The 14086-nt window shown below is 66.1% G+C and carries 16 protein-coding genes; 7 read left to right on the top strand and 9 right to left on the bottom strand.

Annotation, left to right across the window (positions count from 1 at the left end):
* Positions 1 to 117: 117 nt before the first annotated feature.
* From urtA to ASD15_RS02860, 3 genes are all read right to left on the bottom strand, one after another.
* Positions 118 to 1374, bottom strand: a complete 1257-nt coding sequence (gene urtA / locus ASD15_RS02870) for an urea ABC transporter substrate-binding protein (protein WP_157200794.1) — start codon at positions 1372 to 1374, stop codon at positions 118 to 120.
* A gap of 23 nt (positions 1375 to 1397) precedes the next feature.
* Positions 1398 to 2519 (bottom strand): hypothetical protein, encoded by a 1122-nt coding sequence (locus ASD15_RS02865; RefSeq protein WP_057153213.1) that lies wholly within the window; start codon positions 2517 to 2519, stop codon positions 1398 to 1400.
* A 76-nt stretch (positions 2520 to 2595) separates the two neighbouring features.
* Positions 2596 to 3183, bottom strand: coding sequence for an ABATE domain-containing protein (locus tag ASD15_RS02860; RefSeq protein WP_057153212.1), 588 nt, complete (start codon positions 3181 to 3183; stop codon positions 2596 to 2598).
* 129 nt (positions 3184 to 3312) lie between these two features.
* Here ASD15_RS02860 and ASD15_RS02855 point away from each other — a divergent pair, with 129 nt between their 5' ends.
* From ASD15_RS02855 to ASD15_RS02840, 4 genes are all read left to right on the top strand, one after another.
* Positions 3313 to 4164, top strand: a complete 852-nt coding sequence (locus tag ASD15_RS02855; protein WP_057153211.1) for an alpha/beta fold hydrolase — start codon at positions 3313 to 3315, stop codon at positions 4162 to 4164.
* A 90-nt stretch (positions 4165 to 4254) separates the two neighbouring features.
* Complete coding sequence (locus ASD15_RS02850; protein ID WP_057153210.1) at positions 4255 to 5088, top strand: ChaN family lipoprotein; 834 nt, start codon at positions 4255 to 4257, stop codon at positions 5086 to 5088.
* A 29-nt stretch (positions 5089 to 5117) separates the two neighbouring features.
* Entirely contained in the window at positions 5118 to 5465 is a 348-nt protein-coding gene (locus ASD15_RS02845) for a thioredoxin family protein (protein ID WP_057153209.1), read from the top strand.
* A 220-nt stretch (positions 5466 to 5685) separates the two neighbouring features.
* Positions 5686 to 6963 carry an MFS transporter gene (locus ASD15_RS02840; RefSeq protein ID WP_057153208.1) on the top strand — a complete coding sequence of 426 codons (1278 nt, stop codon included), beginning with the start codon at positions 5686 to 5688 and terminating at the stop codon, positions 6961 to 6963.
* Between the two features lie 81 nt (positions 6964 to 7044).
* Here the strand turns inward: ASD15_RS02840 and ASD15_RS02835 are convergent, their stop codons facing one another.
* Positions 7045 to 8445, bottom strand: coding sequence for an MFS transporter (locus ASD15_RS02835; protein ID WP_057153207.1), 1401 nt, complete (start codon positions 8443 to 8445; stop codon positions 7045 to 7047).
* Positions 8446 to 8530: 85 nt separating this feature from the next.
* Here ASD15_RS02835 and ASD15_RS02830 point away from each other — a divergent pair, with 85 nt between their 5' ends.
* Positions 8531 to 9394 carry a LysR family transcriptional regulator gene (locus ASD15_RS02830; RefSeq protein WP_057153206.1) on the top strand — a complete coding sequence of 288 codons (864 nt, stop codon included), beginning with the start codon at positions 8531 to 8533 and terminating at the stop codon, positions 9392 to 9394.
* A 38-nt stretch (positions 9395 to 9432) separates the two neighbouring features.
* Here ASD15_RS02830 and ASD15_RS32130 read toward each other — a convergent pair whose 3' ends face one another.
* The 4 genes from ASD15_RS32130 to ASD15_RS02815 all read right to left on the bottom strand — a co-directional run bounded on the left by ASD15_RS32130 (position 9433) and on the right by ASD15_RS02815 (position 12292).
* Positions 9433 to 9609 carry a hypothetical protein gene (locus ASD15_RS32130; protein ID WP_157200793.1) on the bottom strand — a complete coding sequence of 59 codons (177 nt, stop codon included), beginning with the start codon at positions 9607 to 9609 and terminating at the stop codon, positions 9433 to 9435.
* A 44-nt stretch (positions 9610 to 9653) separates the two neighbouring features.
* Positions 9654 to 10058 carry a DUF3224 domain-containing protein gene (locus tag ASD15_RS02825; RefSeq protein WP_057153205.1) on the bottom strand — a complete coding sequence of 135 codons (405 nt, stop codon included), beginning with the start codon at positions 10056 to 10058 and terminating at the stop codon, positions 9654 to 9656.
* Positions 10059 to 10071: 13 nt separating this feature from the next.
* Positions 10072 to 10629, bottom strand: a complete 558-nt coding sequence (locus ASD15_RS02820) for a DUF1697 domain-containing protein (RefSeq protein WP_057153204.1) — start codon at positions 10627 to 10629, stop codon at positions 10072 to 10074.
* Between the two features lie 73 nt (positions 10630 to 10702).
* The gene (locus ASD15_RS02815) at positions 10703 to 12292 is read right to left on the bottom strand and encodes a sensor histidine kinase (protein WP_057153203.1); all 1590 of its coding nucleotides are present in this window, start codon (positions 12290 to 12292) and stop codon (positions 10703 to 10705) included.
* 141 nt (positions 12293 to 12433) lie between these two features.
* On the opposite strand from ASD15_RS02815, the gene ASD15_RS02810 reads away from it, so the two are divergent.
* Both ASD15_RS02810 and ASD15_RS02805 read left to right on the top strand, forming a co-directional pair.
* Positions 12434 to 12778, top strand: coding sequence for a hypothetical protein (locus tag ASD15_RS02810; protein WP_057153202.1), 345 nt, complete (start codon positions 12434 to 12436; stop codon positions 12776 to 12778).
* Positions 12775 to 13620 carry an HDOD domain-containing protein gene (locus tag ASD15_RS02805; RefSeq protein WP_057153201.1) on the top strand — a complete coding sequence of 282 codons (846 nt, stop codon included), beginning with the start codon at positions 12775 to 12777 and terminating at the stop codon, positions 13618 to 13620. The genes ASD15_RS02810 and ASD15_RS02805 overlap by 4 nt, the downstream gene beginning before the upstream one ends.
* 87 nt (positions 13621 to 13707) lie before the next feature.
* On the opposite strand, the gene ASD15_RS02800 is transcribed toward ASD15_RS02805, so the two are convergent.
* The gene (locus tag ASD15_RS02800) at positions 13708 to 14040 is read right to left on the bottom strand and encodes a hypothetical protein (RefSeq protein WP_056393077.1); all 333 of its coding nucleotides are present in this window, start codon (positions 14038 to 14040) and stop codon (positions 13708 to 13710) included.
* Between the last annotated feature and the right edge of the window lie 46 nt (positions 14041 to 14086).

The raw sequence follows: 14086 nt of genomic DNA, 5'->3' as shown, positions 1-14086 counted from the left end.
TACGAAGGGCGGGTCGGCGTGCCTGCACGCGCAACCTGCCATGAGCCGCCGGTGGCCTGTGGTGGCGGGTTACGGCGCAAGCGCCCAGCCCGCCCGACACTGGGCGCCGGCGTTCCTTTACATCTTCTGCTTGCCTTCATTGCCCTTGATGAAAGGACTCCATGGCTGGGCGCGCAGCGGGGCCTTGGTCTTCCAAACCACGCTGAACTGCCCGTCGCCCTTGATCTCGCCTATCATCACCGGCTTGTGCAGGTGGTGGTTGGTCGGGTCCATGGTCAGGGTGAAGCCGGACGGCGCCTTGAAGCTCTGGCCGCCCATCGCCGCAATTACCTTGTCGGTATCCGTGGTGCCGGCCTTTTCCACCGCCTGCTTCCACATGTGGATGCCGACGTAGGTCGCTTCCATCGGGTCGTTGGTCACCACGGTGTTTGCGTTCGGCAGCTTCTTGGCCACGGCGTAGGCCTTCCACTTCTTGATGAACTCCGAGTTGACCGGGTTCTTCACCGACTCGAAGTAGTTCCACGCCGCCAGGTGGCCCAGCAGCGGCTTGGTGTCCACGCCGCGCAGCTCCTCCTCGCCTACCGAGAACGCCACCACCGGCACGTCGGTCGCCTTCAGGCCGGCGTTGCCCAGCTCTTTGTAGAACGGCACGTTGGAGTCGCCGTTGATGGTGGAGATCACCGCCGTCTTGCCGCCGGCCGAGAATTTCTTGATGTTGGCCACGATGGTCTGGTAGTCCGAATGGCCGAACGGGGTGTAGACCTCGTCGATGTCGCTGTCCTTCACGCCTTTGCTCTTCAGGAAGGCGCGCAGGATCTTGTTGGTGGTGCGCGGGTACACGTAGTCGGTGCCCAGCAGGACGAAGCGCTTGGCGGCGCCGCCGTCCTTGCTCATCAGGTATTCCACCGCGGGGATGGCTTGCTGGTTGGGCGCGGCGCCGGTGTAGAACACGTTCTTCTCCAGCTCCTCGCCTTCGTACTGCACCGGGTAGTACAGGATGCTGTTCAGCTCCTTGAACACCGGCAGCACGGACTTGCGCGACACCGAAGTCCAGCAGCCGAAGACAGCGGCGACCTTGTCCTTGGCGATCAGCTGGCGCGCCTTCTCGGCGAACAGCGGCCAGTTGGAGGCCGGGTCCACCACCACGGCTTCCAGTTTCTTGCCCAGCACGCCGCCGTTGGCGTTGATTTCGTCTATGGTCATCAGGGCCACGTCCTTGAGCGACGTTTCCGAAATGGCCATGGTGCCCGACAGCGAATGCAGGATGCCGACCTTGATGGTGTCGGCGGCCTGCGCGGAAACGCCTCCCATCAGCATGGCGGCGCCGGCGGCGATCTGCGTGAAGGTGGCGATGAATGTGCGGCGAGTTTGCATGGCGGTCCTCGTAATGGGTTGGGTCAGTATTGGAGTTGCAGCGCGACGACGAATTTGTTCTGGTCCGGCGTGGCCGCGACCTTGGTGCGCGAATACACGGCGCTCACTTGCGCGTTGTAGCCGTCGATGATGTAGTTCACGCCGACGTCGCTCTGGCGCGTGTTGAGATGCGTGTCGGGCGTGAATTTCTGGAAGCGCACGAAGGGCTGCAGCTTGCCCGCGCCCATGCCCTGCTCGAAAATATAGGACGCGCCGGCCGACCAGGCCTCGCCCTGCTCGGACTTGATGACGTTGTCGGTGTCGTAGTCGTAATAGGCCGCCTCGATGGCGAACGCGCCCGAGCCGGGGATGCGCTTTTCCAGCAGGAAGTCGACGTTCCAGGCGCTGTAGTCGCCCACGCCGGACAGCGTCAGCACGCCGTCCTTCTGCTGGCGGGCAGCCACGCCGATGGCCAGGATGTCCTTGCCGCCGAGGTAGTTGCCAGTGCCGTAGTAGCCCGGCTCGGCGTCCCAGAAGTCGTATTGCACCCGGCCGGCGTACATCAGCGAATCGGAGGTTTTCACGCCGGCGGCCCTGGCCTGGTTCTGGGTCAGCGAGCCGATGCCGAAGGTGTGGCCTTCGAAAGCACCGAAGGAGTAGCCCAGCTTGCCCCCTTCCAGCACATTGCCCCACACGACCACGCCGTCGTCGCGGCCGCGGAAGATGCCGCCGTTGTAGCCGTAGCGGGAGGAGACGCCGGCCCAGTAGCCGCCGCCCAGCGAGTAATATGGTCCGGCCATGTTGGCGCGGTCGCTCGGCGAGAGCAGGCGGCCGGCCCAGATATTGAGTTCGGGCGAGATGGCGAACTGGCCGGCAGCATCCAGCACGCGGATCTTGTCGCCGTCCCACTCTGTGTTGAACATGCCCTTGATGTTCTTGTTCAGCGATGCGCCGAAGAACAGGCGGGCGCTGTCCAGGTTCAGGTCATTCGAGCGCGAGGTGCCATTACTGGCGCCGTCCTCGATGCTGGAATAGGAGCCGCGCATGCCGAAGCCCACGCTGACCGATTTGTCCTCGCCGATTGGTATCGTGGCGCCCGCGTGCGCCAGCATCGGCGCCGCCGCCGCGAGTGCAGCCAGCAACGCTCGTTTTCGTATCTTCATCATCCCAGGCCTCTCTCATGTTGTGGTTCACTATTGACATGAGATTAACCATTGAGGAATGACTACGACATACGTCAACCTACGTAGGAGGGCTGGCCCTGCGCTGGCGGAAACTGGCGACTTTGTGGCGGTTGCCGCAAATCGCCATGCTGCACCAGCGCCTGCGGTGCGACTTGGTGCGGTCCATGAACCACATCGAGCATTCCGGGTTCTCGCAGTGCTTCACCAGCGCAAAGTCGCCGGCAAGCAGCTCGGCCGCCGACTCGGCCAGCGGCGCCAGCACCTGTTGCGCCGTATCGGCCGCGTACACCGGTCGCAAGGCCAGCGCGCCATCCTGCCCGGCCGCCAGCGCCATGTGGCGCCGTCCATACGCCAGCGCCGCATTCAGCGTCGCCAGGTCCGTCCCGTCCAGTGCCAGCCCGGCCTTGCGCGCCGCCACCAGCCTGCGCAGCAGCTCGCGCAGCGCGCGCGCCTGCTCCAACAAGTGCGGCAGCCCGGCAGCAGCAGCAGCAGCAGCAGCAGCAGCGCCGCCCGGCAAATATCCCGCCTGCGCCAGCCATTGCGCCACGTCGGCACCGCTCTGCCAGCGCTCCACCGCCTCGCCGTTGACTTGCACCACGGTGTTGAGCAGATCCAGCGCCGGGTGATCGCCCAGAAAATCCATCATTATTCCATTCTCCGAAAGAGTGAATTTCACTGTAACCGTTAAAAAATTATTTTACAAGTTTCAATTCTACGCTAATCTAGTAACCAGTAAAACGTAATTTAACCAGTTTCATTGAGAACGGAGCCAACCATGTCGAACCTAGCCACCTTCCGCAATGTCGAAGCCGACGGCGTGAACATCTTCTACCGCGAAGCCGGCGCGCCGGATGCGCCTGTGATGCTGCTGCTGCACGGCTTCCCCAGCTCCTCGCACATGTACCGCGACCTGATCCCGCTGCTGGCCACCAAATACCGCGTCATCGCACCGGACCTGCCGGGCTTCGGCTTCACCACCGTCCCCGGGGAGCGCAATTACGGCTACACTTTCGACAACCTGGCCGCCACCATGGAAGCCTTCGTGCAGGCGCTGGAGCTGAAAAAATACGCGCTCTACGTGTTCGACTACGGGGCTCCTGTCGGCCTGCGCCTGGCCGCCGCCCATCCCGAACGCGTGACCGCACTGGTCTCGCAGAACGGCAATGCCTACCTGGAAGGCCTGGGCGATCCGTGGACCGGCATCAAGCAGTACTGGGCGGCGCCGGACGAACACCGCGAGGCCATGCGCGAATCGCTCAGCCTTGAGGGGACCAAATGGCAGTACACCCACGGAGTGGCCAACCCGGACGCGGTGGCGCCGGAGGCCTACTACCTGGACGCGCTGCTGATGCAGCGCCCCGGCAACGCGGAGATCCAGCTGGCGCTGTTCCTCGACTACCAGAACAATCTGCCGAAGTACCCGGTGTTCCAGCAGTTCTTCCGCGACACGCAATTGCCGACGCTGGTCATCTGGGGCAAAAACGACCCCTTCTTCATCCCGGCAGGCGCCGAAGCCTACCGCCGCGACAACCCGAACGCGGTGGTGAAACTGCTGGACACCGGCCACTTCGCGCTGGAAACGCACGTGCAGGAAATCGCCGCGCAGATCCACAAGCTACTGGCGTGACAGGGATGGCCGGCCCCCTTCCCACCAAGGAGGCCGGCTTGGGATAGACTGGAGGCTGACCCGGTTTTCCCTCAACCAAAGTAAGGCAACATGAAACGCTCCCTACCCGCGCTGCTGCTGGTCGCCGCCGCCATCGCCGGCTGTGCAGGCAGCAAGAACAAACCAACCCAGTCCCAATCCGAACCCGTCACCGACAATCCGCAGGTGCTGCTGCTGGGCGAAGTGCACGACAACCCCGACGGCCACAAGCTGCGCTACCAGCAGCTGTTCCGGCGCGTGGAAGCCGGCTGGCGTCCCGCCATCGCCATGGAGCAGTTCGACCGCGAAAACCAGGAACTGCTCAGCAAGGCGCAGAAGGACTGCCGCGACGCCCAGTGCGTCATCCTGGTGATGGCCGGCCCGCGCTGGGACTGGGACCAGTACCGTCCCATCATCGACCTGGCCTTGCGCTACGAGCTGCCGCTGATCGCCGCCAACCTGTCGCGCAAGGATGCCTCGCTGGTGGTGCGCGACGGCGTGGCGTCCAGCTTCGACGAGAAGACCGTGGCGCAGTACCGCCTGAAGGAGCCGCTGCCGGCCGACATTCTCAAGGGCCAGGAAAAGGAAATCGTGGCCGGCCACTGCAATATGCTGCCTGACATGATGGTGCCCGGCATGGTCAACGCCCAGGTCGCGCGCGACATCTGGATGGCCAAGCTGCTGCGCGCCCAGCAGCCGCGCGACGTGGTGCTCATCGCCGGCAACGGCCATGTGCGCAAGGACTACGGGGTGCCGCGCTGGCTCAACGCGGTCGAGCCCAAGCTGACCGTGCGCAGCGTGGGCTACGTGGAGAGCGCAGCCGCACCCGGTCTGTACGACGCCAGCTATACCGTGCCGAAGAAGCCGCGACCCGACCCGTGCGCCAGCCTGAAGCCGAAATCGTAGATCATGAGCCGTATCAGGAGGACAAGCTAATGGAAACCACCTACAAGGAAAGCGCGCCCACGCGCGCCGACATCGACGCGCTGGCCGGGCCGGCGGTGCTGGAATTCGGCACCAACTGGTGCGGCTACTGCCGCGCCGCCCAGCCGCCCCTGGCGCAAGCCTACGCCGCCTACGAACAGGTGCCGCATTACAAAGTGGAAGACGGGCCGGGACGCCTGCTGGGCCGTTCCTTCCGCGTGAAGCTGTGGCCCACGCTGATCTTCCTGCGCGACGGCAAGGAGCTTGCGCGCGTGGTGCGGCCCGAGTCCGCCGATGAAATACGCGTAGGCTTCGCGGCCATAATACCGGCCTCCAGCGCGGCCGGGGACCAAGCCTGACCGCTGCGCCGGTCCGACATGATGCGTCCTTGGCGTTTTTCGCCGCCGGGACGTATCATGTTGGCCTCAGCAGGCCTGCCGCGCGTTCCACCCGAAACCGGCTGTCCCCGCCGCACACTGCACCTGGCACCATCCCCGCCCGTGCAGCGGCGCATTCCTTGCCGGCCATCCGCGCCGCTTGCCCGCCTGCGCCCGTCGTCCATCGCAACCAGGAGCAGTAATGAGTCAGCCTCACCCCGGCGCACCGAAGGCCAATTCCCCCGCCACCGTCTTGTTCGCCAGCCTGATCGGCACCACCATCGAATTCTTCGATTTTTATATCTACGCGACCGCCGCCGTGCTGGTCTTCCCCAAGCTGTTCTTCCCGGCAGGAGACCCCGCCGCCGCCACCCTGCAATCGCTGGCCACGTTCGCCATCGCCTTCTTCGCGCGCCCGGTCGGCTCGGCCGTATTCGGCCACTTCGGCGACCGCATCGGCCGCAAGGCCACGCTGGTGGCGGCGCTGCTCACCATGGGCTTGTCCACCGTCGCCATCGGCCTGCTGCCGACCTACGCCGCCATCGGCACCATGGCGCCGCTGCTGCTGGCGCTGTGCCGCTTCGGCCAGGGGCTGGGCCTGGGCGGCGAGTGGGGCGGCGCGGTGCTGCTGGCCACCGAGAACGCGCCGCCGGGCAAACGCGCCTGGTACGGCATGTTCCCGCAACTGGGCGCGCCGATCGGCTTCTTCCTGTCCGGCTCCATCTTCCTGCTGCTGACCCAGGTGCTGAGCGACGAGCAGTTCTTCTCCTACGGCTGGCGCATTCCCTTCCTGTCCAGCGCGCTGCTGGTCATCGTCGGCCTGTACGTGCGCCTGAAGATCACCGAAACGCCGGACTTCCAGAAGGTGCTCGACAAGGGCGAGCGCGTGAAGATCCCCGCCGTCACCGTGTTCCGCGACCATACCCGCATGCTGGTGCTGGGCACCCTGATGGCCATGGCCACCTTTGTGCTGTTCTACCTGATGACGGTGTTCACGCTGAGCTGGGGCACCACCGCGCTGGGCTATACCCGCAAGGACTTCCTGATCCTGCAGCTGTTCTCGGTGGTGTTCTTCGGCCTCACCATCCCCATCACCGCGCTGGTGGCGGACCGCTATGGCCGCCGCCTGACCTTGATCGTGGTCTCCGCGCTGATCATGGCGTTCGGGCTGGTGCTGGCGCCGCTGTTCGGCTCCGGCAGCACCATCGAAGTCACGCTGGCCATGTCGATCGGCCTGGGCCTGATGGGCATGACCTACGGCCCGCTGGGCACCATGCTGTCCGAGCTGTTCCCGGCCGAGGTGCGCTACACCGGCGCCTCGCTCACGTTCAACCTGGCCGGCATCCTGGGCGCCTCGCTGGCGCCGTACGCCGCCACCTGGCTGGCCACGCACCACGGTCTGAGCTACGTCGGCTACTACCTCTCCACCGCAGCGGGCCTGAGCCTGGTCGCGCTGCTGTTGTGCCGCTCGCGCAACTGACCGCGTGACGCCGGCGCGACAGTGCGCCTGGACGTGAGGCGGCCACGGCCGCCGTCCCTACATTCCAGGCGGCAGCTCCTTCTACAACGCACGTGCCACGGACGCGGTGGCTGCGGCGCGGGCAATACACTGCCAGGCGATGGCGGCGGCGGCCAGCAGCAGCGCGGCGGAGATCGCCATTGCGGTGCGCAAGCCGGTCATCGCCATCGCCGGCGTGGCGGCAGCGACCATGGCGCCATAGACCGCCACACCGAGCGCGCCGCCCACCTGGCGTGCGGTGTTGAGCACTGCCGAGGCGGTGCCGGCCTGGCCGGCGCCGACACTGGATAAAATCGAGGTCGTCATGGCTGGCACGGCCAAGCCCATGCCGGCCGGGATCAGGGCCAGGCCGGGCAGCATGGCCCAGAAGCCGGCCTCGGCGGAGATGCCGAACACGCCCAGCAAGGCATAGCCGCTGGCGCCTATCAGCCCGCCGGCTATCATGGGCGCCCGCAAGCCGGTGCGCGCCGACATCCGTCCGCTGGCGATGTTGGAGAAGATGAACGTGCCGGTCAGCGGCAGGAAGATCATGCCCGCCTCCAGGGCGGTGTAGCCGCGCATGCTCTGCAGGTAAAAGCTGAGCACGAAGATCACGCCGTAGTAAGCGAAGTTGACCAGCACACCGAACGCCACCGCGCCGCTGAAGCCCGCGCTGCGGAACAGCGCCAGCGGCAGCATGGGCGCCTTGCTGCGCGCCTCCACCCACAGGAACATCGCCCCCGCCAGCGCGGCCAGCGCCAGGCCGCCCTGCACTATCGCATGGGTCCAGCCCAGCGCGTGCACTTCGATCACGGCGCCGATGAAGGCGGTCAGCGCCACCACGGCCAGCAGCTGGCCCGGCATGTCGAAGGCGCGCTGCGGATCCTTCCCGGCCGCCGCCGGCACGGCGCGCAGCGTCAGCCAGGCACCCGCCAGGCACAGCGGGATGTTGACCCAGAAAATGCTGCGCCAGCCGGCCAGCTCCAGCAGCGCCGCGCCCAATACCGGGCCCAGCGCGATCGAGACGCCGCCGGCCGCCGTCCACCAGCCCACGGCCTTGGCCAGCTGCACCTTGTCGTGCGCGTAAGCGGCGTTCAGGATGGCAAGCGAACTGGGCACCAGCAGCGCAGCCCCTATGCCCTGCACGGCGCGGGCCAGGTTGAGCATCATGGCGCCGCTGGCGGCCGCGCAAGCCAGCGAGGCCAGCGTGAACAGCCAGAAGCCGGCCAGGAACACGCGGCGGGAACCGAACTTGTCGCCGAGGACGCCGGCCGATAGCAGGAAGACGGCAAAACCCAGGGTGTAGGCATCGACTACCCATTGCAGGTCGCCAACGCTGGCGCCGAGCTCCTGCCCCATGCGGGGCAAGGCGACGTTGACGATGGTGACGTCAAGCTGGACGATGATGAAGGCGAAGCTGCAGGCCAGCAATACAGCGCGCGAGGGTGGGGTGGCGGTTTTCATGGATACACTATAGGCGGGTTTGCATATCCAGAAAAATGAATAATAATGATCTTATCTATCGTATTTTGAGAATCACAGGAGAGCCATGGAACTGTCCGCACTGCGCATCTTCAAAGCCGTGGCCGAGGAAGGCAGCGTCACGCAGGCCGCCGCGCGGCTCAACCGCGTGCAATCGAACGTGTCGGCCCGGCTGGGGCAGCTGGAGGAATCGCTGGGCGTGGCGCTGTTCCACCGCGCCGGCCGGCGCCTGCTGATCACGGCCGAAGGCGAACGCCTGCTGGCTTACGCGGACCGCCTGCTGACCCTGGCCGACGAGGCGCAGGCCTCGGTGCGCGGCGACCAGAAACCGGCCGGACAGTTGCGCATCGGCGCCATGGAAACTGCCGCCGCCGCGCGCCTGCCGCTGGTGCTGGCGACGTTTCACAAGCAGCACCCGCAGGTGGACCTGCTGCTGGAAACCGCCCCTACCGACCAGTTGCTGCAGGCCGTGCTCCAGCACAAACTGGACGTGGCGCTGGTGGCCGCGCCGGTGCTGCGGCCGGAGCTGGCGCAACTGGCGGTATTCGAGGAGGAGCTGGTGCTGCTGACCGATGCGGCGCAAGGGCCGGTGCACAGCCCGCGCGACGTGGCGCGGCGCGCCCTGCTGGTATTCCGCAGCGGCTGCGCTTACCGGCGGCGGCTGGAAAACTGGTTTGCGGAAGGCGACGTGGCGGCCACGCGCATTTCGGAGTTCGGCACGTTCGAGGCGATACTGGGCTGCGTGGCGGCCGGCATGGGGGTGGCGCTGATGCCGAAGGAAGTGCTCAAGCAGCGCAAGCTGGCCGGCAGCATCCAGTGCCACGCGCTGCCGCCGGAAACGGCGCTGGTGCAGACCATGCTGGTGTGGCGCAGCGACGTGCTGCACCATCCGGCGCGCCAGGCCTTCGCCGCCTGCTTTCAGGTGACTTGAGCCGCCTGGGGGCAGACCCGGGGCCAGACCCCGGCATCTCAGCGGCCCAGCCCGCAGACCGAGGCGATATTGCCCAAGGAAATGCCGCTGGCAATGGCGCGGCCGACACAGCCGGCCTTCTGCACGCCGTTGTCCGACAGCGCGAAGCCGCCCACCACCAGCACCACCAGCACGGCGGCCATGATCAGCGCGCCCTTATACAGATCTTTGTTCATTTTGTTGCCGCATAGCAAATAATTGCGCCATTGTAGCGCAAACGCTAAGGCAGGGCCGCAATCACATAGTCGAACGTGTAAAAGTGCTTGCCGTCCTCGATGCGCAGGTCCAGTTTGCCGCTCAGCCCGGTCAAGTCCCCGCTGCCCGAATCCGGCACCACCAGCACGCTCAGGCTGGGCTGGCCCCGGTCCATGATGCCGCTGTGCTGCAAGGTGAAGCCGCCGCGCAGGCCGTCCAGCTTGCCTTCCACGCGCTCCATCGCCACATAGCCGGCCGAACCTTGCGCCGCGCCCATGAAGCTGAGCATTTCGCCGTTGCCGCTGGCGTCGAGCGCGCCGTGGTAGCGCTTGTCGAGCACCATGCGGTGCAGGCCGAAGCCGGAGGCCCCCACCGACATGTGCTCGGGACTCATCGTGACCTCGAATTCGCCTTCCACCAGTGCCATCATGTTCTCCTTGAATTCAAGCCGGCCGCTGGCAGGCCAGCGCGTGCAGTTTGCTGATCGTGGTCCAGTTGCGGGTGGTGACGGCGTCGCCCAGCACCTTGCCCATGGCGGCCGCCGCGCGGCTGGCCAGAATGCCGTCGGCGCACCACAGGTAGGCCGCCCAGCGCCCCAGCGCGAACGCTTCCGGCTCCCAGCTCTGGTGCGCCAGCGGCAGCAGCCGTTCGCGGTCGGCCGGGTTGTTCAGCACCGCCACCAGCAGGCGCGACGGATCGTCGGCCAGCGGATGCAGGCTGTTGTCCTCCACCACGTGCGCAAGCTGCCCGGCGTCGAGCACCGTCACGCGCGCGCCCACGCCCAGCTTGAGCACCAGCGCTTCCTCGATGCGGACGGCCGCCTCGGCAGGATCGGCGGCGTCTTCCGGGCAGTCGTAGACCACATTGCCGCTGTTGAGCACGGTGCGCACGTCGGCGTAGCCCAGGTCGGTGACCAGCTTGCGCAGATCGGCCATGGCGACGCGCTTGGCGCGCCCCACGTTGATGCCGCGCAGCAGGGCGATTTGCCTGCGTGTCTCCATCGTCGCCTCCTTCACAGCAAAACCGTAGTATGCGGCAGTTGCCGGTTCTTTGGCGGGCGCTTCGCGCCCGGTCCTATGCGTGCAAGGGCGCGTCGGCGTGCGGCCGGCCGCTGTCCTCGCCCTCGATCGGCGTCACGCGCGGGATGCGCAGCACGAAACTGGCGCCCTGCCCCAGTGTGCTGGTCACCGTGATGGTGCCGGCGAACTGCTTGGCGATCAGATTGAACACGATGTTGAGCCCCAGCCCGGTGCCGCCCTGGCCCCGGCGCGTGGTCACGAAGGGATCGAACACCTTGTCCAGCATGTCCGGCGGAATGCCTTTGCCGTTGTCGACCACCTGCATTTCCACCCAGTCGCCGTCCAGCTTGACGTTGATGGCGATGCGGCCTTCCGCGTCGGGTTCGAAGGCGTGCTCCACGCAGTTCAGCGTGAGGTTGGTGATGACCTGGGCCAGCGCGCCCGGGTAGCTGTCGAGCACGATCTCGACGGGACAGTTGATGTCGACCTGGATATGGGTTTTCTTCAGCTTGGGCTGCAGGCTGGACACCACCTCGCCGATGTATTCGCGCAGTTCGAAGCGGCGCCGCACCTCGCTCACCTGGTCCACCGCGATCTGCTTGAAGCTGTGGATCAGGTGCGCGGCGCGGTAGGCGTTGTTCATGATCAGCTTGGTGCTCTCGCCGGCCGTCTCCAGGTACTTCAGGATGTCCGATTTCTTGATGGCGCCCTCGGCCACCGACTGGTGCACCCGCTCGGTGGCCTCGGACAGGATGGAGGCGCTGGTCAGCGCGATGCCGACCGGCGTATTGATTTCGTGCGCCACGCCGGCCACCAGGCCGCCCAGCGAGGCCAGGCGCTCGGCCTGCAGCAGCGATTCCTGGGTGCGGCGCAGGTCGTCCAGCGCTTTCGCGGTTTCCTGCGCGGCGCGGCGCGCCTCGTCCTCGGCTTCGCGGGTGCGGGCGATGATGGCCTTCACGCGGCGCTGGATGGCGTTGAAGCCGCGGATCACCTGGCCCAGCTCGTCGCGCCGGTTTTCCGGCAGCTCGCCCACCTCGTCCGAGCCGCGCGTGGCCAGATCGTGCAAGCCGTCGCGCAGCTGCTTGAGCGGGTCGAACACGATGCGCAGGCTCAGCGCCAGCGCGGCCACCAGGATGGAGTCCAGCAGCAGCACTTCGATGACCTTGCGCTGCACCTCGCTGCGCAAGGTGGCGTCCATCTGCGCGCGGCTGAAATTGACCACCACCCGGCCCACGATGACGGGCTTGGGCGCGTTGCCGGCCGCGCCGGCGTCGCGGTAGGCCAGGTCGGCCACCACCGGCGTGCCGCCCACCGGGACGTCGGACTCGATCTGGGTGACGCTGCCGTTTTCCTTGCGCAGCTTGCCCGAGAACAGGCCGACCGAAGTGTCGTAGACGCGGATCGCCACCAGTTCGGGCGGCAGCATTTCGGCCGCCACGATGTTGTCCACCTTGGCCTTGTCCAGGTCCCACAGCGCGGAGGGCAAGCTGGTCTGCAAGCGCGTCAGCACGCCCTGGCGCAGGCGCTGGTTGTTGACTTCAAGTTCATGGCTCAGGCTGTACTGCGCATAGGTGCCGGAAATGCCGAGCACGAGCGTGACGATCACCACGAACAGCAAGGTCAATCGACCTTGGATACCATACATCGAGCTACTCCTCCCAGTCCCGCGCGGCACGGATATGACGGCTACGCCCCAATGTAAAGTATGCCTAGCAACTTGGCAAGATTTTCGACTCGCCCGCGGCGCCGATGGTAAGATCGTGCGACGAGAACGACGGAGGCCGCAATGACTGCCACTTATCAGCACCTGCCGGTGGGCCAGGTGGAAGCAGGAATGATATTGTCGGACGAACTGCTGGATGCGCACGGCAAGGTGCTGCTGCCGCAGGGCACGGTGCTGACCGAGTCCATGCTGGCGCTGATGGCGCGCCACGGCATCGAAGCGCTGCCCATCGCCACGGTGCAGCAGCCCAGCGAGGCCGAGCAGGCCGCCGGCCGGCAGCAGCAGCTCGCCCGCATCGGGCAGCTGTTCCATAAAAACGACCCGGACAGCGACAGCGACTGGGCCACGGCGCTGCTGCGCCGCTTCGTGACCGATTACCGCCTGGGCCACGCCCCCGCTGACGAATGAGCGCCATGCTGACATACGACGACGTAGTAAAAAACCTGGATGACCTGCCCTCGCTGCCCGCCGTGGTGATGGAACTGCTCAACAGCATCGACCAGGAGGATGTGGATATTTCCGTGCTGGCCAAGAAGGTCTCGCACGACCAGGCGCTGACCGCCAAGACCTTGCGCCTGGCCAATTCCTCGCTGTACGGCCTGCAGGTGAAAGTGACCACCATCCAGCAAGCCATCACCTTCCTCGGCTTCCAGGCCACGCGCAACCTGATCACGGCGGCCGCCCTCACCGGCTGCTTCGCCGAGCGCTCTTGCGCCGGCTTCGACCACAAGGCGTTCTGGCGCCACTCGATTGCCAGCGCGGCCTGCGCCAAGGTGCTGGCGCGCCAGATGCGCTTCAACCAGGATTACGCCTTCACGGCCGGGCTGCTGCACGACATCGGCCGCCTGGTGCTGGTGGCGTGCTTCCCGCAAGCGTACCAGCAGGCCATCGCCTACCGCAACGAACATGACTGCATGCCGCTGGAAGCGGAACGCGCAGTGCTGGGCATCGACCACGTGGACGCCGGCATGGCGCTGGCGGAACATTGGAATTTTTCGGACACGATGCGGCTGGCGATCGCGCACCACCACCACCCGGAAGCACCGGGGGCGGGATTCTTGGCGGCCATCATCCATGTGGCGGACGCCATTGCCCATGCGCTCGATTTGGCGCAAATGCCGGACGGCCTGGTGCCGCCGGTGTCCACCGTGGCCTGGACTGCGCTGGGCCTCGATGAAACGGTCTACCTGCAGCTGTTCCGCGAAACGGAACTGCAGTATGAAGAAATTGCCATGGTCCTGCTGAGCTGAACTATTGCCGCGCCGCCGCGTGCGCACCGGCCCGCCAGGCCGGGACATCGCAGTCCCGGCTCCGGCGCCGCTGCCTCGCGCCGCACGTCAGTGCGCGTAGGTGCCGGCGTCCTGCTGCTTTTCCGGACGGTCCTCTGGCTTTGGACGTCCCTGGGCATCGGACAGGCGGTACTTGGTGCGGCGGTCGCCCATCAAGTCGCGCAGGTCGCGAATGCTCATGCCGGTCACTTCGTGCATGCGGATCAGCAGCGAGGCGCCGACCGGCAGGCGGTGGTGGCGGATCTTGCTGATCACAGGCGGCGCCACTTCCAGCATGCGCGACAGCGCGGCGTCGTTCTTCAGCTGCATCTTGCCCAGCAGCATATCCAACAGATGATTAGGGTTGTAACTTTCTTGAGAAGCAAGGGCGTGGTGTGCCATGATTTTTCCTCGTCTGGGTGAGTTGTCTATCCCGGAATGGCATTGC

It is taken from the genome of Massilia sp. Root351 (assembly GCF_001425045.1).
Taxonomy (GTDB): domain Bacteria; phylum Pseudomonadota; class Gammaproteobacteria; order Burkholderiales; family Burkholderiaceae_D; genus Rugamonas.
This window is presented reverse-complemented; position numbering and strand designations above follow the sequence as displayed.